The sequence below is a fragment of the Chitiniphilus eburneus genome (assembly GCF_005048205.1).
Lineage (GTDB): Bacteria > Pseudomonadota > Gammaproteobacteria > Burkholderiales > Chitinibacteraceae > Chitiniphilus > Chitiniphilus eburneus.
In genome coordinates, this window is the sequence record NZ_SUMF01000001.1 from 62,361 (window position 1) to 85,987 (window position 23,627).

Below are 23,627 nucleotides of genomic sequence, written 5' to 3' on the forward strand. Positions count from 1 at the left end.
CGGTCGATTAAATTCCGATCACCGGTGAAATCGTTGCCGCTGCGCCTCGCGGACCAGGTTTTCGTACTCGCGTTTTTCGGTTTCGGTGAGACCTCCGTTCACCGCCCGATACTCCAGTTCTGCCTTGCGATCCAGTGTAGCCGGTCGTTCCAGCGCCTGCCCGACGGCGGCCAGCGTCTCGGCGAACTCGATGCGACGCTCGTCGCCCTCCATTCGTCCGAAAATCTGCGTGGCCTGCGACGACAAGCGCAGCAGGCGCTCGAACTCGCTTTCGCCCCGCCACAGTTCCACCAGTTGCATGCCACTATCGAACTGGCCGTAATTGCGCGCCGCATCGAGCACCGCCCGCAACAATCGGGTCGCCTCCTGTGCCGGCCAGCTCGTCCAGGTTGGCTCGCCCGAGCGCGCCAGCTCGGGGTCTGCCAGCACCAGTTGGGTCAACCGTTCGACGGGATCCTGCCGCACCTTCGGCGGTGTCAGCGCTTGTCGCTGCGGCGGGCGGTCACGCCACTTGCCGTCGCGCCATTCGCCCTTGCGTCCGCTCCGTTCGCGATTCCCCTGCCAGCCTTCGTCACGCCCGTACGAACCATCATTTCTGCTGGAAGACTCGTGACGCTCGCGATTTGACCTTTGCCCGTCTTGTCCTGACAAGATGGGTTCCAGTTCGCTCAATTCCAAGCGGCACAGTTCGGCGAGGCGTTTTTTCAGCATCACCGCATAGGCCGGAGCCTTGACGCGCGCCAGCAGAGGCTTGGCCAGATGTACCAGCCGAGCCCGACCTTCATCGCTTTCCAGCTCCACCTGGCCGGACAGCTCGCGCAGCAGGAACTGCGCCAGCGGCGTCGCCTCCTGGCGCACGCACTGTTCGAAGCGCTCGCGGCCAAACGCCTGTACGTACGAGTCGGGATCGTGCTCTTCCGGCAGAAACAGGAAGGTCAGCTTCTTGCCGTCGGCGAGCAGGTCCAGGCTGTTTTCCAGCGCCCGCCATGCAGCCTTGCGCCCCGCCCTGTCGCCGTCGAAGCAGAACACCACGTCGTCGGCCAGTTTGAGCAGTTTTCTCAGATGATCCGGCGTACAAGCGGTGCCCAGCGTCGCCACGGCGTATTCGATCCCGTGCTGCGACAGCATCACCACGTCCATGTAGCCTTCGACCACCAGCACGCGGCCCACGTCGCGAATCGCGGCACGTGCCTGGGTCAGGCCGTACAGTTCCCGGCCCTTTTCAAATACCGGCGTTTCCGGGGAATTCAAGTACTTGGGTTCGCCCTGCCCCATCACGCGGCCACCAAAACCGATCACCGATCCACGCTGGTTCAGGATGGGGAACATCACCCGATCGCGAAAGCGATCATAGCGGCGCTTGGTATCTTCCTTGTCGATCACCAGGCCCGCTTCGGCCAGCAACTTGTTCCAGTCGTAATCGGGAAACACTTTCTTCAATGGCTGCCAGTCTTCGCCCCCTGGCGCGTAGCCGAGGCCGAAGCGGGCCGCTGTGCGCCCTTCCAGTCCGCGTCCTTTGAGGTAGGCAATGGCCTGTGGCGCAGTCTTGAGCTGCTGGCGATAGAAATCGCTCGCCAGCTTGAGTGCATCGAACACGCCCGGCTCGGCACGGGGCGCCTCCGGGGCGCCACCAACCTCTTCGGGCACCTGCAATCCCACCGACTCCGCGAGCTTGCGGATGGCTTCGGGATAGGACAGCCCTTCGTACTCCATGACGAAGCCCACGGCCGAGCCATGCGCGCCACAGCCAAAGCAGTGATAGAACTGCTTGGTCGGGCTGACTGTGAACGACGGCGATTTTTCCTTGTGGAACGGACAACAGGCGGCGTAGTTCTGGCCGGCTTTCTTCAGAGGCAGGTAACGCTCGACCACGTCGACGATGTCGACCCGATTGAGCAGATCCTGAATGAAGGAGTCGGGAATACGAGCCATGGCGGATCAGGGCGCTGTTGCCACGAAGCCGGTTTTGATCCCGTCGCGAAATCCGCAGCGCCGGTAGAAATCCAGCACGCCCGGCTCGCGCGCGCTGGTGGAGAGCATCCCTTTGTAGCAATTGGCAGCCCAGGCTGCCGACAATGCGGCTTCGAGCACGGCGCGGGCATGCCCCTGGCGGCGATGGTGTGCAAGGGTGACGACGTTTTCAATCAGCGCATACGGGCGCGCATTGCGCGTGAGGTTAGGCACGATGATCAGTGTGCAGGTAGCCACCGTCTGGCCGTCCACTTCCGCCAGCCACACCGAGACGCCCGGGTGCGCCAGCAACTGCGCCCAGGTGCTTTCGGCCGTGGCCGGGTCGAGTATCGGGTCGTCCGGGTTGAGCGCGGCAAAAAGTTCGAGCGCAGCCAGCAGATCGCCCGCCGTGGCGAGCCTGACCCGCATCAGGCCATCCGTGCCTTGACGAGTTTGTTTACCTCGCCCATATCGGCACGGCCGGACAGCCTGGCCTTGAGGTCGGCCATGATCTTGCCTATGGCAGCAGGCGTCGTGCCGTGCGCAGCAATGGCTTCGGTCACGGCCACGGCAATTTCCGCCTCGGACAGCCGTTGCGGCATGTAGGCGGTCAGCACGACGACCTCGGCCTTTTCCTTGTCGGCCAGATCCTGGCGCTGTGCGGCCTCGTATTGTTCGATGCTGTCCTTGCGTTGCTTCAGCATCTTTTCGATCACCGCGACGATGGCGATATCGTCCAGCTCGATGCGCTCATCCACTTCACGCTGCTTGATGGCGGCCATCAGCAGGCGAATCGCCCCCAGGCGATCGGCCTCGCGGGCTTTCATCGCGGTTTTCATGTCTTCCTGGATACGGGCTTTGAGGCTCATCGATGCTCCTTGGAACTGAAGGTGGTTCCGCCTGGCAATGGCACAGCCACTCATCCACCCCGGCCGCAGCACGCCAGGCCACGAGGATGGCGTAATTACGACGGGCGATGGCAACAGGGCGGAAAAAGCAACACCGCGCAGCGGCATGGCAGAAAGACCGAAAGGCCGCTCGGGGGCGGCCTTTTGCTCGGACTCGACTGGCGAGTCTTAGTACAGCTTCGGCGGCAGTTGTTGGCTGCGCAGACGCTTGTAGTGACGCTTCACGGCCGCAGCCAGCTTGCGCTTGCGCTCAGCGGTGGGCTTTTCGTAGAACTCGCGCGAACGCAGTTCGGTCAGCAGACCCGTCTTTTCCACCGCGCGCTTGAAGCGGCGCATTGCTACTTCAAACGGCTCGTTTTCTTTAACGCGTACAGAAGGCATCGAGCGAAATCCTGTTAAGTCTAAGGTTAGACACTTGGAGAAAGGCGTGGAGTGTACGCCGGACTGGAAGGGGATGTCAAAACCTTCGCTTTGCCGGCAAGCACTTACGACGACAAGCGCAGGTCATCCCGTCGCCATCTCACCAGAAATGGCCGGCAGCCGTTCATGCCCGGGCAAATCGACCAGTCGGCGCGAAGGGGTTAGCATGTCGCTTTTTTGCATCATTGGAAGCGCGCCATGCTGGTCCTCGGGATCGAATCGTCGTGCGACGAAACCGGCGTCGCACTCTACCACAGCGAACGCGGCCTGCTGGCCCACCGCCTGCATTCGCAGATCGCCATGCATACCGAATACGGCGGCGTGGTGCCGGAGCTGGCTTCGCGCGATCATATTCGCCGGGTCCTGCCATTGACCGAATCCTGCCTGGAGGAAGCCGGCACGGCGCTGGCGGACGTCGATGCCATTGCCTACACCCAGGGCCCTGGTCTCGCGGGGGCACTACTGGTGGGCGCATCCGTCGCCAATGCGCTCGGGTTCGCGCTGCAAAAGCCTGTGATCGGCGTCCACCACCTGGAGGGTCATCTGCTCTCGCCCCTGCTGGCCGAACCACGTCCTGCATTTCCGTTCGTGGCACTGCTGGTTTCCGGTGGCCATACCCAGTTGATGGCGGTGCGCGGCATCGGTGACTACGAGTTGCTCGGCGAAACCGTGGATGATGCTGCCGGTGAGGCGTTCGACAAGTCTGCCAAATTGCTCGATCTGGGCTATCCGGGCGGTCCCGCGCTATCGAAGCTGGCTGAACAGGGCGACCCCAAGCGCTTCAAGCTGCCGCGACCGATGCTGCACTCCGGCGACCTGGAGTTCAGTTTTTCTGGCCTCAAGACTGCGGTACTGAACCTCGTCCAGCAGCAGTCCCCGCTGGACGATGCGACCCGCGCCGATATCTGTGCGGCGTTTCAGGAAGCCATCGTCGAAGTACTGACCAAGAAGTGCTTGGCCGCCTTGAAGCAGACGGGGATGCAACGCCTGGTGATCGCTGGCGGCGTCGGCGCCAACAAGCAGCTCCGCGCCGGCCTGGACGACGCGGCGGCAAAGCGCCGCTATCAGGTGTTCTATCCGCCACTGGCACTGTGCACCGACAATGGAGCGATGATCGCCTACGCTGGCGCGATGCGCCTGAAGTATGCACAGCACGATTACAGCTATGGCGCCAAGCCACGCTGGGCGCTGGCGAGCCTGCCCGCGGCCTGAAAACGAAACGCCGGCGAATGCCGGCGTTTTTCATAGGCCCAAACGGGTGGACATCAGGCCACGGCGAATGACTGGTCGATCAGCCCGCCCAGTACCAGCCGCAGCGTTTCGCCACGATGAATCGGCCCCACGCCTTCGGGTGTGCCGGTGAAGATCAGGTCGCCTTCGGTCAGGCCAAAACGCTCGGAAATCCAGGCAATCAACGCGGGGACATCGAAGGCCATCAACCGCGCCTCGGCGTATTGCCGGGTTTCACCATCGATTTCCAGGCGGTAGGTCACCTCGCCCGGAAAGGGGATCGCTGCGGCGGGTACAAACCCGGTGAGCGCGGCCGAGCCCGCATAGCCTTTGGCCAGGGTCCACGGCTGCCCGTTCTTCTTGGCCTGCGCCTGGACATCGCGCGCGGTCAGATCCAGGCCCAGCGCGTAACCTGCCACGTACGAGATCGCCGCCGAACGATCGACGTTGCGTCCGCTACGGCCGATGGCCACCACCAACTCGGCCTCGTGATGAATATCGCTGGACCAACCGGGCAGGGGGATGGCTTCGCCCTCTTGCAATAACGCGGACGTGGGCTTGAGAAACACCACTGGTTCCGGCCCGATGCTGGAGCCCATTTCGGCCGCATGAGCCAGGTAATTGCGCGCCACGCAGAAGATGTTCGCGACGCGCAATGCGCGGTCACCGATGTGGATCGTCGTCATAGGACCTCCGGTTTCAAGCCAGCCAGCGTGTGATGCTGAACAACAGGATCACCGCCACCCACAGCAATACGGAGCGCCAGATCAGGCCCACGGCGCTGGCCAGGTAATCGGGGCTGACATAATCACCGATGCCGATCTCGGGACGGAATTTCACGGTGTGATCCTGATGCAGCGCCTCACCCAGCCGAATGCCGATGGCCCCGGCGCCAGCGGCCAGCAGGATGCCGTGCGCGTAGTTGCCCCAGGCTCGCGCCTGCGAGCGCCAGCAGTATATGGCGTCTTCGAAGTCACCCATGATGGCGAAGCTGGCCGCAGTCAGCCTGACCGGTACATAGTCGAGCCATTCCTGCACCGACATCGCCCAGCGCCCGAACGGGTCGGTATCGGCATAAGAACCCCATTTCTGCGAGAGCAGGCTGGCCCCGCGATAGAGCACCGCTCCGGCCGGCCCAGCACACCAGGCCAGCGCGACGAACCAGAACACGGTGCCGAACACATAGCGATACGAGTCGATCAGGCCTTGCTCCACCGCAACGCGCGAGACTTCGTCGGCGGTCATTTCGGACGCATGCTGGCCGGTCCATTCGGACAGCAGCCGCTGCGCCGTGGGCAGGTCGTCGGCCTGGAGCGCCTTGGAAATCCCGGAAAACGCATGGCTGAACTGGCGAAAACCCATCGTCAGGTACAGCACCAGTACGGCCCAGGCAAAGCCCAGCAACGGCGTGAACCAGCGCAGCAGGAAATAAACGCCGACCGCGACCGCCAGCAACGGCACCATGGCCGCCAGCCAGCCATACACGCCGTTGCGGTATTCACCGGCATTGAGTGCGCGCTTGAGGCGGTTGGCCAGGCGGATGAAGGCCAGGTAAGCGGGATTGCGGTTGCTGATGGGGCGCAACTGCTCCAGCGCGAGAGCAAGGATCAGGGATAAAATGGTCATCTTGTTTATGTTCCTGACAGCAGGGCCGGCTTCATTCTGTCGGCCGCAAGCCTACCACAGGCCAGGCATGCACCGAAGTCGCAAGGCCAGCCTCTTGAAAATCCGGGGTTGCGCCCCCAGTCCTCCTGCTCGACATCAATTGCAGAAACAGAATTCAACCAGCGTTCATAACACGGAGATCGACATGGAACACAAACTGCCCGAACTGCCCTACGCCCAGGATGCCCTGGCCCCGCACATGTCCGCTGAAACGCTCTCGTTTCACTATGGCAAGCATCACCAGACCTATGTCACCAATCTGAACAATCTGATCAAGGGCACCGAGTACGAAGCCCTGGCGCTGGAAGAGATTGTGAAGAAGGCACCGGCCGGCGGTATCTTCAACAACGCGGCGCAAATCTGGAACCACACGTTCTTCTGGTACGGCTTCGCTCCCAATTCCGCCGGTGAAGACCGCGCTCCGAGCGGCGCTCTGGCCGAGGCCATCAATGCCAAGTGGGGCAACTTCGACAAGTTCAAGGAGGCCTTCAATGCTTCCGCCGCCGGTAATTTTGGCTCTGGCTGGACCTGGCTGGTGAAAAAAACCGACGGTTCGGTGGATATCGTCAATACGTCCAATGCCGCGACACCGCTGACCACCGCGGATACCGCGCTGCTGACCTGTGACGTATGGGAACACGCCTACTACATCGATTATCGCAACAGCCGTCCGAATTACCTGGGCGGTTTCTGGAAGCTGGTGGACTGGAACGCCGTGGCCCAGCGTTTCGCCGCCTGAGCCCCATCCAGACACGTCCGCTCATCGGGGCTTAACGGCTCCGGCAGGTTGAAGAAGAGGGAGAGCCTTTGCTCTCCCTTTTTCATTGCTGACGCCAGCCGCACCCGCCATTTGGTATCCGTGGCCCGGCTACCGGCCCCCACCGCGCCAAATGCCATACTCCGTTCCGACCAGAACACCGCGGTTCGCAGTCGCCCTTCAAGACCTTGTGACAAGACGCTTGGCGTATCAAACCGTTACCCGGTCACAACAGCCAAAGCATGGCGATGCCACGTGCCTCGTATCATGCAGTGCCCCTTCCTGGTAATTGGCGGCACCCGACTCAGCCAGCCAGCCACCGATCGTCCGGCGTGGGCAGCCCTCTGCCGGCTTACATCCATAAGTCATATCAACGGTTGAACCATGCCGGCTTACAACAGCCTCATCGCACATCGCCGATCGCTTTCCATTGTCCTAGCCATCACCGCCAAAGCCGCGACAATATTAGGTTTGCAGCATACGGCATGCTTGATCCCTGTTCGGCGCGCGTATTAGGATGATGGCCGGAGGAAGGGAAGCCCGTGGCACGTAACTGGTCACGGCGTCGCAACATCGCACCCAGAGATAATTACAAATGAAACACCAACGCTTACTCGCTCGCGGCTTCACGCTGCTTGAGCTGCTGGTCGTTATCCTGATCATCGCCATGCTGGCTGGCTATGTTGGCCCGCGCCTGTTCGGCCGCGTCGGCGAAGCCCGCGCCAAGACCGCCGCCAGCCAGATGAAGGCCCTCGGCGACGCGCTGGACCAGTATCGTCTGGACACCGGTGGCTATCCCACGACCGAGCAGGGGCTGAAGGCGCTGAGCGAAAAGCCCGCCGAATCCAGCAAGTGGAATGGTCCCTATCTGGCGAAGGCACTGCCCAATGATCCGTGGGATCGCCCTTACATCTACCGCCGCCCGGGTGAAAACGGCCGCGAATTCGATCTGCTGACCTATGGTGCCGATGGCAAGCAAGGCGGCACGGGCGAAGACGCAGACATCGTGTTCTGATCCCCATCACCCCATCGCCACCGGGTGATACCCCATGCGCTATAAGGTCAAAGCGCTGCAGGCCGGGCGCCTGACTGAAGTCGAGCTGGATGCCGCCAATGAGGCGGATCTGCGTGAGCGACTCAGCAGCCAGGGCCTGCAAGCCGTGTCCATCCACGCGGAACGTCGCTTCACGTTGAAGAAAAGCGACTTCGCGTTGTCCCTGTTCACCCAGGAGTTGATCGCGCTGCTCGAAGCCGGCCTGACGCTGGTGGAAGCGGTGGAAACCCTGCGCGACAAAAGCGGGCAGGATGGCAGTCGCGTCGTGCTGACCCGGATGATCGAGGGTCTGTACCAGGGGCTGCCGTTGTCGCGCGTGCTCTCCACCATGGCGGAGCATTTTCCGCCGCTATACATCGCCACCGTGGGGTCGGCCGAAAAGACCGGCCACCTTGCGGACGCGCTCAAGCGCTACCACCACTACGAATCGCGCCTGGCCATGGTGCGCAAGAAAGTGGTATCGGCGCTGGTTTACCCGCTGGTCATCATCACCATTGGTGGCAGCATCATGCTGTTCCTGCTGTTCTATGTGATTCCGAAGTTCAGCCAGATCTACGCCAGCATGAAGACCCTGCCCTTCGCTGCCCAGGTGATGTTGTGGTGGGGCGAACTGGTGCACAGCAATGGTGTGATGATCTTCGCCGGCATCATCGGCACCATCGCCGCGATCATCGGCCTGCTGCGAACGCAAACCGTGCAGACCATGCTGCAGGAGCTGTTCTGGCGCATACCCCGGCTGGAGGAGTATCGCCGGCTGTTCGCGCTTACCCGCTTTTATCGTACGGTCGGCCTGCTGCTGGCCGGTGGCCTGTCCGTGGTCGGCGCCATGGAGCTGGCGGCGCAATTGCTGCCGCAATCGATGCGGCTGGCGCTGACACGCGCCATCGTGGATATCAAGTCGGGTCAGTCGGTATCGGCCACGCTGCCCAAGTACGGGCTGACCACGCCGGTGTCCGAACGACTGCTGCGTGTCGGCGAGCAGAGCGGTGAGCTGGCGACGATGACCGAGCGCGCCGCACAGTTCTGCGATGAGGAACTGGAACGCGCGATCGAGATGTTCACCAAGCTGTTCGAGCCCATTCTGATGCTGTTCATCGGCGTGCTGATCGGGACCATCGTGTTCTTGTTGTACATGCCCATCTTCGAACTCGCCGGAAACATGCAATGATGCCGCGCCCCGCCCCTGCCTCGACGCATCGCCGGAGAATCGCGCCATGAGCGAATTGACGCTGGACCTGATCCACCACCTGCGCCAGACCTCGGCCGAAGCCGGCATGCCCTTCCTGGTGCAACAGGCGCTTGGCCTGGACGACGCCGGCTATCGCGACGAAGTCGGCGAGTTCCTCGGCATGCCTGCCCTGACGCTGGACGATCTCTCGGCGCTGTTCCCGCGCTACGATCTCGTTTCCTATGGCGACGCGGTGTCGCGTCAATGCCTGGTGGTCGAGGACACCGACGGTACCTTGCTGCTGGTGCTGGCCGATCCGTTCGATCCGGTGACCCGCAACTGGGTACAGCAGCGCCTGACCAATCCATTCCGTTCGGTGTTCGCGCACTTCGACGATGTCCGTACCTACCTCGAAGGCTTCGAGACCTCGCATCGCGCCATGGACCAGATCGCCATGGGCGAAGGTGGCGGTGAAAGCGGCGAGCACGTTACCGAGATTTCGCTGGCGACCATCGCGCAGGACTCCAACCCCATCGTCAAGCTGGTGAACTCCACCCTGTACGACGCGCTGCGCTCGAAGGCGTCGGACATCCATATGGAAAGCACCGCCAGCGGGCTGGCGATCAAGTACCGCATCGACGGCGTGCTGCTGCATATCGGCGGTGCCAATGGCGTCGAAACCGCCGAGCAGGTGCTGTCACGGATCAAGGTGCTGGCCGAACTCGACATTTCCGAACATCGCGTGCCGCAGGACGGTCGCTTCAAGGTGCTGATGAACCAGCGCGACATCGACTTCCGCGTCTCGATCATGCCGTCGATCTGGGGCGAGGATGCTGTGCTGCGGGTACTGGACAAGCAAGGCGGCGGCGATTCGTTCAAGCAGTTGCGCCTGGATGTGCTTGGTCACGACGACACCACCATGGCGGCGATCCGCAACCTGGCACATGAACCGTATGGCCTGCTATTGGTCACCGGACCCACGGGCTCGGGCAAATCGACCACGTTGTACGCCACGCTTTCCGAGATCAACACCGGCGAAGAGAAGATCATCACCATCGAGGACCCGGTGGAATACCAGTTGGGCGGCGTGTTGCAGATCCCGGTCAACGACAAGAAAGGCCTCACCTTTGCACGCGGTCTGCGCTCTATCCTGCGGCATGATCCGGACAAGATTCTGGTCGGTGAAATCCGCGACGGCGAAACCGCCAATATTGCGGTGCAGGCCGCGCTGACCGGCCACTTGGTGCTGACTTCGGTGCACGCCAACAATGTGTTCTCGGTGCTCGACCGCTTCATGCATATGGGCGTGGAACCCAACAGCTTCGTGGACGCGCTGATCGGGGTGGTGGCGCAGCGGCTGATCCGCAAGATCTGCCCACATTGCATTACCGATGATCTGCCCGACGACGAAACGCTGAAGGTGTCGGGCGTCACGCGTGAGCAGGTCGCCACCTGGCGCTTTCGCAAAGGGCGCGGCTGCCAGGCCTGCCGCGATACCGGTTTCCTGGGGCGCCGCGCCATTGCCGAGGTGTTGCGCCTGAACGATGAACTCAAACAAGCTATCGCGGGCCGCGCGCCTGCGGTGGAAATCAAGCAGCTTGCGGCGCGACATGGCTTCATCTCCATGCGTCGCGTCGCGCTCAATGCCGTCTCCCGAGGCGAAACCACCTTGCAGGAAGTGAACCGTGTCACCTTTGTGGATTGAGCACAGCGCGTGGCTCACGCGGCATGAAGTGCTGCTCGCCAGTCAGGGACGGCCGGGGAACGCGGCCGTCAAACGCCAGCGCGGCGCCATCGACAACAATGCCGATACCGCCGTCATGCGCCTGCAACAGTTGCTGGCCGATGCCCCGCGCGGTCCGCTGAAGCTGGATGCGCTGCAACTGATCCTGGGGGGGGCGTGGGTCCGCTACGCGGTCGTCCCTTGGCAGGAAGGGCTGCTCAAGGACCGCGACTGGAACAACTACGCCGGGCTGGTGTTCGGTCGCCAGTTCGCCACCTCGGCGGAAAGCTGGCGCATCAGCGTCGCCCCCGCCTCGTATGGCAAGCCGCGCCTGGCCGCCGCCGTTGACCAGGGCTTTTACCAGACGCTGGCCGAACTGGCCCGCTCCCAGAAACTGCGGCTTTCCGGACTGATGCCGGTGTTGACCAGCGCCATCAACCGGCATCACGCCAAGTTGAAGGGGCGCGACTTCGGCTTTCTGCTGCTGGAAGGCGAACATGCCACCTGCGCATTCCGGCGCGAAAGCGCATGGCGTGGCGTCGTCACCCTGCCCAACCCGATGCGTGACGAAGCCGAACCCTACGCACTGGCCGCGCTGGTGCGCGATGCGGCGATGCTGGCCGGCCAGGAACTGCCTGAACAACTTTATATCGCGTCGTCGGAAGTGAGGATGTTCTCCGGCGAAGTGGCCGATTTCGACGTGCAATGGCTGGGCGGCATCCACACGCGCTTTGCCAATCGCAGCGACTGGGAGCAAGGGGAGGTCCGGCGATGAAGGCATTGCAGCTCGACTTCCAGAAAAAGCCCCGCAGCACGCCGTGGCTGGGCCTGGCATTGACCGTGCTGGGTGCGATCGCCATGTTCTGGGTGGTGACCGAACAGGACGCAGCCAAGCTGCGCGCCGACGAAATTTCCACTCGCGAAGACCAGTACACGCTACGCAAGCGCAAGCTGGAGGAAGCCAAGGCGGCCGAACAGAAAAAAGAACCGGCCAATGAAAAGGTCGCCGCCATCCTGCGCGCTCAGCAGTCGCGCATGCTGCCGGCGCTGTCGGTCCTCGAGCAGACCTGGACCCCCGATGTCGCCTACACCCGTATCGATGTCAGTGTGACCGACCGCAGTATCAAGATGGAACTGGAAGGCCGCACGCTGGACTCCACTCTGTCGTTGGTGGATGCGTTGTCAGCGCGTCCGGCAATCGAAAAAGTCACCCTCGCCCGCCAGGGCGTGAAGTTGGCCGATCCCTATCGTCCGGTCCAGGCGGCGATCGAAGTCCGCTGGCGGGAGGCCAAACCGTGAACGCCAACCAACTGAAATGGCATGCGCGACAGTGGTCGCGTTACGCCGGCCTGCTCGGCGTGGTGGGCGTTGCGCTGCTGCTGGGCGCGCTGCTGATCTACCGCCAGGAAGTCATCCCCTTCGAGCGCGACCTCGTCGACCGCGAACAGACGCTAGACAAAAACCTGCGCGCGCTGCGCCAGCCCGCCGCAGTTTCCGCCTCCGCTGTCGAGGACGAAACGCTCAACCCGCCCGACAGCTTTACCGCTTTCTTGCGGCAATCGGCACAACTGGCCGGGAAGAATCGGCTGTCCGTACTGCAATCCGAGTACCGGGTAGTCAGCGAAGCTGAAGGACACTTGGTGCGATACGGGGTGCAGTTCCCCGCGAACGGCCGCTACGCCGATCTGCGCGGTTTCATCGATGATCTGGAAAAATTGCCGGGCGTGCGCGTTGAAGCGGTGTCGCTGTCCCGATTGCAGGTCGGCGACGAACTGTTGTCGATCCAGTTGCAGTTGAGTTACCTGACGGAGGTGCAGTAATGGTGTCGCGCCCCGTTCTGATCGTCGTCGCCATCGCGTTGGGCATCGCCGGTTACACCTGGTACCAGGAACAGCAGCAGACGCCGGAAGCGGTTGCGCCCCGGCATGGCGCCCGCCCACCCGCCAACGGGCCAGCGGCAACCAATGCGTCCGCAGCCAGTGAACCGGCCGCTGCCAGCGCCAGTCAGGCCGGCCCGGCCAATCTGTTTCCAGCCCAGAGCTGGGCCCCCCCGCCACCGCCCCCACCCACACCGGGGCCGCCCACACCGACCCCGGTGCCAGTGGCACCCGCGTTGCCGTTCTCGGTGATCGGCTCCTGGCATGAACGCGGCAACGACCAGATTGTGGTCGAGGCCAGTGGTCAACAATTCGTGCTGTGCCGGCGTTGCGATTCGCTCGGCCGCATTCAGCAGGGCGAAACCCTGCTTGGCGTGTATCGCGTGGATGACATCTCCCGCGACGCCATTCTCTTTACCTATCTGCCATTGAACCAGCAGCAGTCGCTGCCGGTAGGAGGAACGCCGTGAAGCGCGCGTTGATCATCCCCATCGTCATCGCCGGGCTGTTGGCCGGCTGTGCCGCCGACCAGGCCCGCCATCAAGGCCAGGATCTGATCCAGCAGGGCGATGCCCAGCAGGGCTTGAGCCATTTGAAGGAACAACTGGCCATCTACCCCGAGGACGCCAAGCTGCGTGCCGCATACGAGCGTGAACTGGTGAAGTTGCTGCAACAGCTCCAGGCTGAAGCGGAGCTGGCCGTGCAGCGCGGCGACTACAACAGTGCTGTGGCGCGTTACCAGCAGATGCTGTCGTGGGAGCCGAACAACTATCGTGCGCGGGAAGCGCTGGCCCAGCTCGACGGCGCGGTCAAACGCGATTCCATGCTGCGTTTCGCCAAGGAGAACAAGGATCTGCGGCCCGACGAGGCGCTCCAGGTCGCCAAGCAGATCCTCGCCGATGATCCGCGCAACACGCAGGCACAACGTATCAAGGAAGACATCGAATCGCGCCGCGCCCGCGAAACCAACCTGAAGCCGGCACTCGCCCAGGCGCTGAAGAGCCCGATCTCGCTCCAGTTCCGCGACCAGCCACTGATGAGCGTGTTCGACATCATCGCCCGCATCGGCAAGGTGAACTTCATCTTCGATCGCGACGTACCGCCCACCCTGCGCACCACGATCTTCGCCCGTGACACCACGGTGGAGGATGTGATCAACCTGCTGCTGGCGACCAATCAACTCGACAAGAAGGTGCTCAACGACAATACCATCATGATCTACCCGAAGCGGCCCGATAAGGATCGCGACTACAAGGATCTGGTGATGCGTACCTTCTACCTGAACAACGCTGACCCGAAGCAGGTGCTGGCGATGCTCAAGCAGATGGTGAAGACCCGCGATGTCTACATCGACGAACGCCTGAACATGATCATCATGCGTGACACGCCCGAAGCGATTGCCGTGGCGGAACGACTGATCTCGGCACAGGATCTGCCGCAGTCCGAAGTGATCTTCGATGTGGAAGTGCTGGAAGTCACGGGTTCCGACCTGCTCGACCTTGGCATTCGCTACCCGGATTCGGTTACCGCCAAGTTCAGTACCACGCCGGACGGCAAGACGGCGGGTGATCTGACGCTGTCGCAACTGGCCAACATCAACCGCGGCAATGTGCTGGTCAACCTGGGCAACCCGGCAATCACGGCCACCTTCCTGCATCGCCGTGGCGACACCACGCTGCTGGCCAACCCCAAGATCCGGGTGAAAAACCGCGACAAGGCCAAGGTCGTGATCGGCGATCGCCTGCCGGTGATCACCACCACCAACTCCAATGGCGTTACCTCGGAAACGGTGAACTACCAGGATGTGGGTTTGACGCTGAACGTAGAGCCGGCCATCACCAACGAAGGCGACATCGGTGTGAAGGTGACGCTGGAAGTATCGAACCTGGTGGAAAAGGTGCCGACCGCTGGCGGCGGTATTGCCTACCAGATCGGTACGCGTCGCGCCGAGACCAATATGTCAGTGCGTGATGGTGAGACCCAGGTACTGGCCGGGCTGTTGCAGCGCTCCAATCAGATCACCAAGGCCGCTCTGCCGGGCTTGGGCGAACTGCCTATCCTGGACCGCATCTTCGGCAGCCGTAGCGACGATCGCAAAAAAACCGAGGTCATCCTGATGATCACGCCGCGCATCGTGCGCAACCTGCCAGTGCCCAGCCAGTACGTGACGCAATTCGAAAGCGGCACTGAGGCTTCGATCTCTACCGATCCGCTACGCCTGCGTGATGCGTCGACCGTCAACGTCACCGGCGGTGGCGGCGGTGCCGCGCAACCGATGCCGCAACCGGCGCCTGCGCCTGTTCCGCAGCCCCAGGCGCAGCCCGTGCCGCAACCAGTGCCGCAGGATCAGCCCGTCGCGCAACCGGTGGTACGCGGCGGGGGCATGGGACGACGCTAGGACGCAGTCATGAAACGCTGGCGCGGCTTTACGCTGATCGAACTGATGGTGACGCTGACCATCCTGGCAGTGCTCGCCTCCGTGGCCTTGCCGCTGTCACAGGTGGCGGCCACCCGCTCGCGCGAGGACGATCTGCGCCGCGCGCTGTGGCAAATCCGTAGTGCGATCGATGCCTACAAGCAGGCGGCGGATGAAGGCCGCATCCAGAAATCGCTGGATGAAACCGGCTATCCGCCCACGCTGGCCGCGCTGACCGATGGGGTCAAGGATGTGAAGGACCCCACCGGGCGTAGTATCTACTTCCTGCGACGGATGCCGCGTGACCCGTTCTGCGATTGCCCGAGCAAGGACAACATGCAGACCTGGGGCCTGCGCAGCTACGCCAGCCCTCCCGACTCGCCCGCCGAAGGGCGCGATGTCTACGATGTCTACACGCTGTCCACCAGCACCGGGCTGAATGGCGTTCCTTACCGGGATTGGTAATCGATGAAACACTTTGCCCGCCGGGGCTTTACCCTGATCGAACTGCTGGTGGTACTGGCCATCATGGCCAGTCTGCTGACGCTGGTGGTGCCCCGTTATTTCCAGCAGACCGACAAGGCCGCGGAAACCGTGCTCCGGCATAACCTGGTGGCAATGCGCGACTCCATCGATAAGTTCTACGCCGACACCGGCCGCTACCCAGCCACGCTGGACGAGATGGTCGAACGCAAGTACCTGCGGGAAGTGCCGGTCGATCCGGTCAGCGGCAAGCGCGATGGCTGGACCGTGATCAACCCGGAAGGTGGCACCGGTGTCTACGACGTGAAGAGCAGTTCGCCAGGCAAGGGCAGCGATGGCAAAGCCTTTACCGAGTACTGACACCTTTCGATTCGCCATACCGCCCCAACGACGCAATCAAGGCGGCTTTGCTTATGCCTGGGTGCTGATGATGGTGCTGGTGATGGGTATCTATCTGGCCGAACTGGGCGATGTCTGGAAAACGCGCATCCAGCGCGCCAAGGAAGAGCAGTTGCTACAGGTCGGCGATGAAATCCGCCGTGCTATCAAGGCCTATTCGGAGCAGGATGCCGGCCAGGGCGGCGGCCAGTACCCGAAAACGCTGGACGATCTGGTCCAGGACCCACGCGTGCCCTTCGCGCGGCGCTTTCTGCGCAAGCCGTATAAGGACCCGGTCACCGGCGAGGACTGGTCCTACATCGGAGCGCCGGGTGGCGGCTTCATGGGTGTCTTCAGCAAATCGTCCGAGAAGCCGTTGAAGCAATGGGGCTTCACTGCCCAGTACGCGTCTTTCGCCGACAAGCCCAGCTACCAGGAATGGAAGTTCGCCCACTGGCCGGGCGGCGGCAGCCGCACTCGCTAGCGCTGTCGTAATCCTTCACACCGGGTCGGCGCCACAGGCCGAGGCTATCCCAAGCTTGAGGGATCGCCTTCCCCCGCAAGCCGCTCAGGAAGTATCAGTCATGCGACCAGCCAGTCAGCCAGGCAAATGGTTAGCTCCACACACCGCCTCCCGCAGCGGCCGCCCCTACCCTGCCCCTCGAACACCCCGGCCAGTCATAAACCCGCTTCCTTTCACGGCTCTTTTGTGTAGGAACTTTCCTTCCATTTCACGATGTCGGCATACGATTACGTCATTTTTCTTACTGCCGTTCATCGAAAAATTCCTACAATCCCGTCCGCAATTCCTGCAATGGACCCTGAAATCATTAATTTTCAATAGCTTGCTTGTCACCTGCCATTTTCCATACATCAGCATTTAATAATATTTCTGACAAAATTTATAAGAATTGGTAACAAAAAGCCGGTACCCTGTGCACACCTTTAATTATCACAACGAGGATACGCATGAAGGCTACGACGCTTGCACTCGCCGCCGCCGCCCTGCTGGGTGCCGCCTCCGCCAATGCTGCCGTGTACCAGCACAGCGCCAACATCCAGAGCAATGGCGCCTGGGCATCCACGCTGCTCGGCAGCAGCGCCAACCAATTCAGCCTGTCCGCCCCCGGCCAGTATGAATTCAGCTTCGAATTGACCCCCAACGCGGGCAGCGCTTCGCTCGCCTCGCTACAAGCAGTGCTGCGCAAGATCTCCGGTCCCGGCCCGTTCATCGAGCAATTGACCAGCAGCAATGTGGGCAACAATAGCTTTGCCGGTTCTTTCACCTTCAATAATGACGGTGGTCCCGGTCTGTTCGACTTCTATCTGGCATTCACCAACTACGCCCCGTGGCAAGGCACGCTTAATTACAGTGTGTCGCCGGTGCCGGAACCTGCCACCCTGGCGCTGTTCGGCCTGGGCGCCGCAGGCGTGGCTTGGCGTCGCCGCAAGCAACGCGGCGAATAAGCTGGCGGTTGCGTAATAGGAAACGGCCCTGTGGGGCCGTTTTCGTTTTGGCAGACGCAGCAGCACCGCCTTGCATCGAGCGCAACTGATAAATCCCGCACCGGGTGTGGCCAGACGTACAGAATTCAGGCCACAGCCTGGAAAAGCGCGGCTGGAGCCCCCACAAACAGCCGCGTGGGCTTTCTTCGCAATTCTAGATCTGGCCGAGGAACCAGCTCACGATATAGAAGTGATCTTCGAACAGGCTGGCTTCCATACGATTGAATTCGAACAACGGCACCCATTGCGCCCGATCCGCATCGTCACCGCCGCGCACTTTGGGCAATCCTTCGCCGGTCGGCGCCAGTTCGATCAGGAATGCATGGGTAATGGTACGGCCCCGCAGCGAGCGCTGCGGATGATCGAACACGCGGCTGGCGCGGATCGATCCGGCCAGCACTGGCGATGGCACTTTCAGGCGTGTTTCTTCCTTCAGTTCGCGGATCACGGCATCCCGGATCGGCTCGTCCTGGTTGACGAAACCGCCGGGCAATGCCCATAACCCCTTGCCCGGCATGCCCCGGCGACGCACCAGCAGGATATGCCCGGAATGAATCACCACCGCATCCACGGTAACGAAAGTCGGTGGGTAAGGTGCCCCGGCCCAGGACTGGCGGAATGCCTGGAGGAAGCGTTGCTCCGCCGCCAACTGGGCATAGACATCGCGTTCGCGAAAGCGTAGCAGCCAATCGTAGACAGCGGCTGGCAGATCGTTACGGCATGCGCCAAAACGCGCGCCATCGTCATTGAACAGCGCTTCGCGGATACGCCCCGCATCGATGGCGCTCAGTTCCTCCACCGGTTCGCGCTGCCACTGCGGGAACAGATCGAGGTAATGCCCGGCCCGCGCCCGGCCATTGCCCGGCGGCGATCCGACAATGCCTACGCGGAACTCCGCTGCCCGATGCCCTAGGCTGGCGGTATCCACCGCGATCACCTTGTCGACGAGGTTCTGCACCTCGGTCACCCATTGCTGATCGTTGTACATGCGGTCGGAACAACCGACGACGAATACCCGATTCTGCCAAGCCGTCGGCAGCGCCGCGCGCAGCATCGCCTCGCGCTCGGCCAGCGTGAACGGGTTCCGCGGGCTGACGGCCTGCCGGGCGGAACCGCAGATCACGATCACCCGTCCGGCCTGCGCCAATGCTTCCTCAATCACTTTGAGGTGCCCAAGGTGCACGGGCTGGAAGCGCCCGATGAATACGAGATAGTCGTATTTCATGTGACAGCCTGCTCCTGGATGACCCGGTGGCGGACGCTAGGCCCGCCTGCCGAGGCGACCTACTGGTAGTAGCGCTGGGAAAATTCGAGCATGCGTTCAATCGGCGCACGCGCGGCATCCATCTGCGCTGGAGTCAGGTAATCGATCACCGTGCCCTGCCCCGCCTGGGCGCGCTTCACCGCCTCAATGGTGTTCATCTTCATGTACGGACACTGGTTGCATTGGCAACCAGCATAGATCGGCGCCTGTTCGATGTTCAGGTCCGGCCGCGCCTGGCGCATGTTGTAGAGGATGCCATCCTCGGTCGCGACGAAGATCACCGCATCAGGTTCACGCTCGAACTCCCTGACCCACTTGAGCATGCCGGAGGTCGAGCCCACGTAATCCGCCAATTGCAGTACCGGCAACGGGCTTTCCGGGTGGGCGATCAGGTAACGTGCGCCCGGCACGGCGGCAAATGCCTCGTCCAGTGCCGCCTGGTTGAATTTATCGTGCACTTCGCACACGGCAGACCACAACGGCATGTCGTAGCCGTACTGGAAGTTCAGATAGGCGCCCATGTTGCGGTCGGGCGAGAAGATCACCTGCTTACCGTCGGCATAGAGCTGGGCGATGATGTCGTCCACGTTGCGGCTGGTGACGATCCAGTCGGACAACGCCTTGTGCTCGGCTGAGCTATTGATGTAGCTGACGTGCACGTGGTCGGGGTATGACTCGCGCCAACGCCGCAGCGCGTCGACATCGGTCTGGGTCACCAATGAACAGGTCGAGCCGCGATCCGGTAACACCACCGTGGCATTCGGATTGAGTATCTTGGCGGTTTCGGCCATGAAGCGGACACCGGCAAATACGATGATGTCCGCTTCGGCGTCGCGGGCGAACAGCGATAGTTCCAGGCTATCGCCCACTTTGTCGGCCATTTGCTGGATTTCAGGCTGGGTATAGTAATGCGCAAGCGTGACAACGCGAGACATGGGATTTCCTCCATGCAAAGCCCACGGGCTCACCCCGCGGGGATCGTGATCGGTAACGACAACTAAGTCTTTGTCCGGACAGGATTTCCCGATTGCGAATCCCGCAACCGCCCGCCAGTGGCGAACATCATACGCCGCTCCAGCGCGATTTTCCTCTGCTTCGGGTGTTGACAAGGGATGGGCGGCTCACCATAATGCGCCTCTCTGTTGCAGCACATGACAGCGCGGGAATAGCTCAGTTGGTAGAGCGCAACCTTGCCAAGGTTGAGGTCGCGAGTTCGAGCCTCGTTTCCCGCTCCAATTCCAAAAAAGGGAAAGTGAATCACTTTCCCTTTTTTCCAGCTTCGGCGGGGTAGCAAAATGGTTATGCAGCGGATTGCAAATCCGTCTATGCCGGTTCGATTCCGACCCCCGCCTCCAAACGCAAAGCCCTGATCCTTCAGGGCTTTTTGCTTTTGCGTGCCCTCCTCCCTTACTCCCTCGCCACGCTTCAGGTCCGGATGAACTGCGAACCGAAGCCCCCTCACCGTACGCGTCAACCAGCAGTGGTTCACGCTCCCGTGGAACGATTTGTTTCTCTTTTTGTGCCATCGGTGCTGCCCTTCCACCTTGGGCACTCGACCTGTAGCGCCACTGAATTCCCGCACCACCTTGGTATTTCCATTTCCCATTCAAAATTGGCGGTACGGCACGGCTTAGCTTAATTGACTGCCGCGCCATTCATTCGGCCAATGGGGGAAATATGCTTAAATCGATCGACAGCAAATTGCGCGCCTGGGCAATCTGGTCCTTGATTCGCGAAGATGGCGGCAGCGGCTATGTGCAATTCAGCTATCGCGAGCGCAGCGGCGGTGGCGATTGTCGCAGCTATGCACCCAGCGATGCCGACGGGGTTATCGTCGTCAGCGGCTGCGATGGGCGTGAGCAGGTAATCGATTATGAAGAAATCCGCACCCTCGATGCGCTGATTCACAGCAAGCTGTCTCTTTCCAGCCGGCAGTTGTTCAAGGTGTGGTATCTCGGGCGGGGCACCACCCGGCAGCGGGCGGAACAGATGAGCTGCTCGGAAAAAACGGCGTTTCGCCATCTCGACCGGAGCCACCATGAATTGGAGAAATTATTGCTCGAGCAACGATATGGATCACGCAGTGTGTCTTCCCATGATGGAATTCAGTACTGATATCCCCCTTCTGCCCCCTGTGACAGTGGATTGATAAGATTCTGCTACGGTGAACAAAGTTGTGCTCACACGAAACCCCTGATCAATCGATCGGGGGTTTTGTTTTTTAATTGAATCCAATAAATGGAATTCGGCCTCGAATTGTGCAATCTGTTCACCGCCAATAGCAAGGCTGCATGCCGCGCGTTTCGAAAAATCCCACCCGGCCCCGCCTTGTGCGGGGCTTTGTCTTTCAGGAGGCAACATGCCTGCTCGCAATACATCGCCCCCTCGTTCCGTGGCGGGCTTCGTGCCGCATCCAGTCGAGGGGGCCTTCGCACCTGGCCGCATCGCGGCCTGGCAATGGTCGAGGATCGCGCCATGCATACGCTGACGGCCATTCGGCAGGCGCTGGTTGCACGCCTGCGCGACCAGACTGCGGCAGGCCCGCGCGTCTGGGGGAACCGTAGCCAGGCGATTGCCGATACCGACTTGCCCGCACTACGGGTGCGGGTGACGAGCCGCATGACGCATTCCAACAGCGACATCCCGAGCGCAACGCACGACGGCCAGTTTGCCCTGGCCATCGTCGTGGCAGACGGTACCGGTGCCGAGGATCAGGCCGAAGCACTGCTGGATGAAGTGGAACGTGTGCTGGTTCGTCACCCCACGCTCAACGGGCTGCTAGCGACGCCGTTGCGAGCAACGCAGCTTCAGGTGGCAAGCGAGGGCGCCCGCCTGGTCTACACGCAGGATTTGTGCGCCACCTGGCACGAAGAACCCTTTGCCGAACTGGACGTAACCGAGCCGCATACCACACCCGCATTCGGCGATTTCACCCACTTGCATGCCGATCTGGACACCCAGCCGTTCAGCGGCGCCACCGAACACATCCGATGGCTGGTCGCCGACTACGCCGACAGCCTTCCAGACGCGCAAATCGAGTACCACCCACCAGGACCCGCCCCATGAAAACCCGCATCAAGCCTCGGGCCTCGACGCTGAGCGTCTTGCTGCCCGACGGCAGCGGCACGCTGCCGCCCGATGGACTCGCCGTCCATCTCGACACGTATTGGCACCGGCGCATCGCCGACGGCGACGTGATCGTCGTCGCGACCAAGCCGCAGACCAATGCCAAAACCCGCCCCGCCACCCGCGGGGCTTAGTTTTTTCAGTGGAGTAAGCAAATGCCGGAAAACATCAGTTTCAACGCCATCCCCGTCGATATCCGCACCCCAGGCCAATATATCGAAATCGACCATACCAAGGCCGTACGCGGCCTGCCGACACAGGATCGCCGCCTGCTGCTGCTGGGCCAGCGCTTGGCCGGCGGCACCGTGGTCGCGAACGTGCCGACGCAGATCAGCAACGCTGATCAGGCCGCCGGCTATTTTGGCCGTGGCTCGATGCTGCATCGCATGGTGCTCGCCGCCAAAGCCGCCAACAGTACTACCGCGATGTGGGCCATCGCCGTGGACGATCTGGAAGCGGGCGTCGCCGCCAGTGGCACGCTGACCCTGACCGGGTCGGCCACCGCCAGCGGTATCCTCGCGCTCTACGTGGCTGGCCAGCGCGTGCAGGTCGGCGTGGCCCAGGGTGACGCCGCCGCCACAATCGCCACCAAGGTGGTTGCTGCGGTCGCCGCCAATGTTGATTTGCCGGTGACAGCCGCCGCGACCACCGGCGTGATCACCCTCACCGCCCGCCACAAGGGCCTGAACGGCAACGGCATCGATCTGCGCCTGAACTACTACAGCGACGACACCACGCCGGTTGGTCTTACCGCCGTCATCGCAGCCATGTCGGGTGGCACCGGCAACCCGGATATCGCCCCGGCGATTGCCGCCATCGGCGACGACCAGTACTACAGCATCGTCGCGCCATATACCGATACCGCCACGCTGGCCGCGCTGGAAGCCATGCTCGACGCCAAGTGGGGCCCGATGCAGCAACGCACCGGCCACGTGTTCGCCGGCATGGTCGCCACCCACGCTTCGCTGACCACCTTCGGCGCCGGCCGCAATAGCGCGCATGTTTCGGTGCTGGGCATCCATGACACCCCGACGCCGGCGTGGGAGTTCGCCGCATCGTGGGCGGGCGTCTGCGAATACTACGGCGCCATCGACCCCGCGCGTCCGTTGCAGACCCTGCCGGTGCCGGGCCTGCTGGCGCCGCAACTGAAGAGCCGCTTCACCCGCACCGAACGCGATCTGCTGCTGCGTTCCGGCATCAGCACCGTGATCTACGGCAGCGATGGCGCGGCACTGATCGAGCGCGTGATCACCACCTACCAGAAGAACCCGTTCGGCGTGGCCGACATCAGCCTGCTCGACCTGGAAACCAAGTGGACGGTGGATTACATCCGCTACGCCGTGCGCGCCCGCATCGCGCTGCGCTATCCGCGCCACAAGCTGGCCAACGATGGTAGCAACTACGCGCCGGGCCAGGCCATCGTCACCCCGGTGATCCTGCGCGCCGAACTGCTGTCGCTGTTCCGCGAGCTGGAGGAAGCAGGCCTGGTGGAGAACTTCGACCAGTTCAAGGAAGACTTGCTGGTGGTGCGCAGCAACAGCGACCCCAACCGCGTCAATGCAGTGATCCCACCGGACGTGGTCAATCAGTTCCGCGTGTTCGCCGCGGCGGTGCAATACCTGCTCTGACCCGCCATGCACTGAATGCCCCGACATGCCTCGGCACGGGGCGATGCATCGCGGCAGTTCGAGCCATCCGCATC

Annotated in this window: 26 protein-coding genes and 2 tRNA genes; 20 read left to right on the top strand and 8 right to left on the bottom strand. The window is 62.2% G+C overall.

Annotation, left to right across the window (positions count from 1 at the left end):
- Positions 1-18: 18 nt before the first annotated feature.
- The 4 genes from dnaG to rpsU all read right to left on the bottom strand — a co-directional run bounded on the left by dnaG (position 19) and on the right by rpsU (position 3,239).
- A complete protein-coding gene (gene dnaG, locus FAZ21_RS00285) occupies positions 19-1,932 on the bottom strand; it encodes a DNA primase (protein ID WP_136771282.1) in 1,914 nt (637 codons plus the stop codon).
- 6 nt (positions 1,933-1,938) lie between these two features.
- Positions 1,939-2,379: a GNAT family N-acetyltransferase gene (locus FAZ21_RS00290; protein WP_136771283.1), complete on the bottom strand. Its 441-nt coding sequence runs from the start codon at positions 2,377-2,379 to the stop codon at positions 1,939-1,941.
- Entirely contained in the window at positions 2,379-2,819 is a 441-nt protein-coding gene (locus FAZ21_RS00295) for a GatB/YqeY domain-containing protein (protein WP_136771284.1), read from the bottom strand. The genes FAZ21_RS00290 and FAZ21_RS00295 overlap by 1 nt, the downstream gene beginning before the upstream one ends.
- A 207-nt stretch (positions 2,820-3,026) precedes the next feature.
- Positions 3,027-3,239, bottom strand: a complete 213-nt coding sequence (gene rpsU, locus FAZ21_RS00300; RefSeq protein ID WP_026262804.1) for a 30S ribosomal protein S21 — start codon at positions 3,237-3,239, stop codon at positions 3,027-3,029.
- A gap of 237 nt (positions 3,240-3,476) precedes the next feature.
- Between rpsU and tsaD the strand changes: the two genes are divergently transcribed.
- Complete coding sequence (gene tsaD, locus FAZ21_RS00305) at positions 3,477-4,490, top strand: tRNA (adenosine(37)-N6)-threonylcarbamoyltransferase complex transferase subunit TsaD (protein ID WP_136771285.1); 1,014 nt, start codon at positions 3,477-3,479, stop codon at positions 4,488-4,490.
- A gap of 53 nt (positions 4,491-4,543) precedes the next feature.
- On the opposite strand, the gene FAZ21_RS00310 is transcribed toward tsaD, so the two are convergent.
- A complete protein-coding gene (locus tag FAZ21_RS00310; protein ID WP_136771286.1) occupies positions 4,544-5,194 on the bottom strand; it encodes a fumarylacetoacetate hydrolase family protein in 651 nt (216 codons plus the stop codon).
- A gap of 13 nt (positions 5,195-5,207) precedes the next feature.
- Positions 5,208-6,134 (bottom strand): CobD/CbiB family protein, encoded by a 927-nt coding sequence (locus tag FAZ21_RS00315; RefSeq protein ID WP_136771287.1) that lies wholly within the window; start codon positions 6,132-6,134, stop codon positions 5,208-5,210.
- 184 nt (positions 6,135-6,318) lie between these two features.
- On the opposite strand from FAZ21_RS00315, the gene FAZ21_RS00320 reads away from it, so the two are divergent.
- The 13 genes from FAZ21_RS00320 (at position 6,319) to FAZ21_RS20495 (ending at position 17,496) form a co-directional block, all read left to right on the top strand.
- A complete protein-coding gene (locus tag FAZ21_RS00320) occupies positions 6,319-6,912 on the top strand; it encodes a superoxide dismutase (protein ID WP_136771288.1) in 594 nt (197 codons plus the stop codon).
- Positions 6,913-7,525: 613 nt separating this feature from the next.
- The gene (gene gspG / locus FAZ21_RS00325) at positions 7,526-7,945 is read left to right on the top strand and encodes a type II secretion system major pseudopilin GspG (protein ID WP_136771289.1); all 420 of its coding nucleotides are present in this window, start codon (positions 7,526-7,528) and stop codon (positions 7,943-7,945) included.
- Positions 7,946-7,979: 34 nt separating this feature from the next.
- On the top strand, positions 7,980-9,152 hold the full coding sequence (locus FAZ21_RS00330; RefSeq protein ID WP_136771290.1) for a type II secretion system F family protein: 1,173 nt from the start codon (positions 7,980-7,982) through the stop codon (positions 9,150-9,152).
- Between the two features lie 46 nt (positions 9,153-9,198).
- Positions 9,199-10,857: a GspE/PulE family protein gene (locus FAZ21_RS00335; RefSeq protein WP_136771291.1), complete on the top strand. Its 1,659-nt coding sequence runs from the start codon at positions 9,199-9,201 to the stop codon at positions 10,855-10,857.
- Positions 10,838-11,650 (top strand): hypothetical protein, encoded by an 813-nt coding sequence (locus FAZ21_RS00340; protein WP_136771292.1) that lies wholly within the window; start codon positions 10,838-10,840, stop codon positions 11,648-11,650. Before FAZ21_RS00335 ends, FAZ21_RS00340 begins: the two co-directional genes overlap by 20 nt.
- Positions 11,647-12,174 carry a hypothetical protein gene (locus tag FAZ21_RS00345; protein ID WP_136771293.1) on the top strand — a complete coding sequence of 176 codons (528 nt, stop codon included), beginning with the start codon at positions 11,647-11,649 and terminating at the stop codon, positions 12,172-12,174. The genes FAZ21_RS00340 and FAZ21_RS00345 overlap by 4 nt, the downstream gene beginning before the upstream one ends.
- Positions 12,171-12,695 (top strand): hypothetical protein, encoded by a 525-nt coding sequence (locus tag FAZ21_RS00350; protein ID WP_136771294.1) that lies wholly within the window; start codon positions 12,171-12,173, stop codon positions 12,693-12,695. Before FAZ21_RS00345 ends, FAZ21_RS00350 begins: the two co-directional genes overlap by 4 nt.
- Positions 12,695-13,222: a hypothetical protein gene (locus tag FAZ21_RS00355; protein WP_136771295.1), complete on the top strand. Its 528-nt coding sequence runs from the start codon at positions 12,695-12,697 to the stop codon at positions 13,220-13,222. The genes FAZ21_RS00350 and FAZ21_RS00355 overlap by 1 nt, the downstream gene beginning before the upstream one ends.
- Positions 13,219-15,150, top strand: a complete 1,932-nt coding sequence (locus FAZ21_RS00360; RefSeq protein ID WP_136771296.1) for a secretin GspD/PilQ domain-containing protein — start codon at positions 13,219-13,221, stop codon at positions 15,148-15,150. Before FAZ21_RS00355 ends, FAZ21_RS00360 begins: the two co-directional genes overlap by 4 nt.
- A gap of 9 nt (positions 15,151-15,159) precedes the next feature.
- Positions 15,160-15,633, top strand: a complete 474-nt coding sequence (locus tag FAZ21_RS00365; RefSeq protein ID WP_136771297.1) for a type II secretion system protein — start codon at positions 15,160-15,162, stop codon at positions 15,631-15,633.
- A gap of 3 nt (positions 15,634-15,636) precedes the next feature.
- Positions 15,637-16,011, top strand: a complete 375-nt coding sequence (locus FAZ21_RS00370; protein WP_136771298.1) for a type II secretion system protein — start codon at positions 15,637-15,639, stop codon at positions 16,009-16,011.
- Positions 15,986-16,513: a type II secretion system protein gene (locus FAZ21_RS00375; RefSeq protein ID WP_246038443.1), complete on the top strand. Its 528-nt coding sequence runs from the start codon at positions 15,986-15,988 to the stop codon at positions 16,511-16,513. Before FAZ21_RS00370 ends, FAZ21_RS00375 begins: the two co-directional genes overlap by 26 nt.
- Positions 16,514-16,998: 485 nt before the next feature.
- Positions 16,999-17,496, top strand: a complete 498-nt coding sequence (locus FAZ21_RS20495) for a PEP-CTERM sorting domain-containing protein (protein WP_211243326.1) — start codon at positions 16,999-17,001, stop codon at positions 17,494-17,496.
- 193 nt (positions 17,497-17,689) lie between these two features.
- Here the strand turns inward: FAZ21_RS20495 and FAZ21_RS00385 are convergent, their stop codons facing one another.
- Positions 17,690-18,760 (bottom strand): bifunctional nicotinamide-nucleotide adenylyltransferase/Nudix hydroxylase, encoded by a 1,071-nt coding sequence (locus tag FAZ21_RS00385; RefSeq protein WP_136771299.1) that lies wholly within the window; start codon positions 18,758-18,760, stop codon positions 17,690-17,692.
- A gap of 59 nt (positions 18,761-18,819) precedes the next feature.
- Positions 18,820-19,734, bottom strand: a complete 915-nt coding sequence (gene nadA / locus FAZ21_RS00390) for a quinolinate synthase NadA (RefSeq protein WP_136771300.1) — start codon at positions 19,732-19,734, stop codon at positions 18,820-18,822.
- A 224-nt stretch (positions 19,735-19,958) separates the two neighbouring features.
- On the opposite strand from nadA, the gene FAZ21_RS00395 reads away from it, so the two are divergent.
- The 6 genes from FAZ21_RS00395 to FAZ21_RS00420 all read left to right on the top strand — a co-directional run bounded on the left by FAZ21_RS00395 (position 19,959) and on the right by FAZ21_RS00420 (position 23,553).
- A tRNA-Gly gene (locus tag FAZ21_RS00395) sits at positions 19,959-20,034 on the top strand.
- A 46-nt stretch (positions 20,035-20,080) separates the two neighbouring features.
- Positions 20,081-20,154, top strand: a tRNA-Cys gene (locus FAZ21_RS00400).
- A gap of 322 nt (positions 20,155-20,476) precedes the next feature.
- The gene (locus FAZ21_RS00405) at positions 20,477-20,914 is read left to right on the top strand and encodes a hypothetical protein (RefSeq protein WP_136771301.1); all 438 of its coding nucleotides are present in this window, start codon (positions 20,477-20,479) and stop codon (positions 20,912-20,914) included.
- 360 nt (positions 20,915-21,274) lie between these two features.
- Positions 21,275-21,865 carry a hypothetical protein gene (locus FAZ21_RS00410; RefSeq protein ID WP_136771302.1) on the top strand — a complete coding sequence of 197 codons (591 nt, stop codon included), beginning with the start codon at positions 21,275-21,277 and terminating at the stop codon, positions 21,863-21,865.
- A complete protein-coding gene (locus FAZ21_RS00415) occupies positions 21,862-22,059 on the top strand; it encodes a DUF2635 domain-containing protein (RefSeq protein ID WP_169307188.1) in 198 nt (65 codons plus the stop codon). The genes FAZ21_RS00410 and FAZ21_RS00415 overlap by 4 nt, the downstream gene beginning before the upstream one ends.
- Positions 22,060-22,080: 21 nt before the next feature.
- Positions 22,081-23,553, top strand: a complete 1,473-nt coding sequence (locus FAZ21_RS00420; RefSeq protein WP_136771304.1) for a phage tail sheath C-terminal domain-containing protein — start codon at positions 22,081-22,083, stop codon at positions 23,551-23,553.
- Positions 23,554-23,627: the final 74 nt, after the last annotated feature.

Excerpts from the sequence above, each read along its gene's own strand:
- dnaG (WP_136771282.1), bottom strand. The coding sequence starts at position 1,932 with ATGGCTCGTATTCCCGACTCCTTCATTCAGGATCTGCTCAATCGGGTC.
- FAZ21_RS00290 (WP_136771283.1), bottom strand. The coding sequence starts at position 2,379 with ATGCGGGTCAGGCTCGCCACGGCGGGCGATCTGCTGGCTGCGCTCGAA.
- FAZ21_RS00295 (WP_136771284.1), bottom strand. The coding sequence starts at position 2,819 with ATGAGCCTCAAAGCCCGTATCCAGGAAGACATGAAAACCGCGATGAAA.
- rpsU (WP_026262804.1), bottom strand. The coding sequence starts at position 3,239 with ATGCCTTCTGTACGCGTTAAAGAAAACGAGCCGTTTGAAGTAGCAATG.
- tsaD (WP_136771285.1), top strand. The coding sequence starts at position 3,477 with ATGCTGGTCCTCGGGATCGAATCGTCGTGCGACGAAACCGGCGTCGCA.
- FAZ21_RS00310 (WP_136771286.1), bottom strand. The coding sequence starts at position 5,194 with ATGACGACGATCCACATCGGTGACCGCGCATTGCGCGTCGCGAACATC.
- FAZ21_RS00315 (WP_136771287.1), bottom strand. The coding sequence starts at position 6,134 with ATGACCATTTTATCCCTGATCCTTGCTCTCGCGCTGGAGCAGTTGCGC.
- FAZ21_RS00320 (WP_136771288.1), top strand. The coding sequence starts at position 6,319 with ATGGAACACAAACTGCCCGAACTGCCCTACGCCCAGGATGCCCTGGCC.
- gspG (WP_136771289.1), top strand. The coding sequence starts at position 7,526 with ATGAAACACCAACGCTTACTCGCTCGCGGCTTCACGCTGCTTGAGCTG.
- FAZ21_RS00330 (WP_136771290.1), top strand. The coding sequence starts at position 7,980 with ATGCGCTATAAGGTCAAAGCGCTGCAGGCCGGGCGCCTGACTGAAGTC.
- FAZ21_RS00335 (WP_136771291.1), top strand. The coding sequence starts at position 9,199 with ATGAGCGAATTGACGCTGGACCTGATCCACCACCTGCGCCAGACCTCG.
- FAZ21_RS00345 (WP_136771293.1), top strand. The coding sequence starts at position 11,647 with ATGAAGGCATTGCAGCTCGACTTCCAGAAAAAGCCCCGCAGCACGCCG.
- FAZ21_RS00355 (WP_136771295.1), top strand. The coding sequence starts at position 12,695 with ATGGTGTCGCGCCCCGTTCTGATCGTCGTCGCCATCGCGTTGGGCATC.
- FAZ21_RS00365 (WP_136771297.1), top strand. The coding sequence starts at position 15,160 with ATGAAACGCTGGCGCGGCTTTACGCTGATCGAACTGATGGTGACGCTG.
- FAZ21_RS00370 (WP_136771298.1), top strand. The coding sequence starts at position 15,637 with ATGAAACACTTTGCCCGCCGGGGCTTTACCCTGATCGAACTGCTGGTG.
- FAZ21_RS00375 (WP_246038443.1), top strand. The coding sequence starts at position 15,986 with ATGGCAAAGCCTTTACCGAGTACTGACACCTTTCGATTCGCCATACCG.
- FAZ21_RS20495 (WP_211243326.1), top strand. The coding sequence starts at position 16,999 with ATGAAGGCTACGACGCTTGCACTCGCCGCCGCCGCCCTGCTGGGTGCC.
- FAZ21_RS00385 (WP_136771299.1), bottom strand. The coding sequence starts at position 18,760 with ATGAAATACGACTATCTCGTATTCATCGGGCGCTTCCAGCCCGTGCAC.
- nadA (WP_136771300.1), bottom strand. The coding sequence starts at position 19,734 with ATGTCTCGCGTTGTCACGCTTGCGCATTACTATACCCAGCCTGAAATC.
- FAZ21_RS00405 (WP_136771301.1), top strand. The coding sequence starts at position 20,477 with ATGCTTAAATCGATCGACAGCAAATTGCGCGCCTGGGCAATCTGGTCC.
- FAZ21_RS00410 (WP_136771302.1), top strand. The coding sequence starts at position 21,275 with ATGCATACGCTGACGGCCATTCGGCAGGCGCTGGTTGCACGCCTGCGC.
- FAZ21_RS00415 (WP_169307188.1), top strand. The coding sequence starts at position 21,862 with ATGAAAACCCGCATCAAGCCTCGGGCCTCGACGCTGAGCGTCTTGCTG.
- FAZ21_RS00420 (WP_136771304.1), top strand. The coding sequence starts at position 22,081 with ATGCCGGAAAACATCAGTTTCAACGCCATCCCCGTCGATATCCGCACC.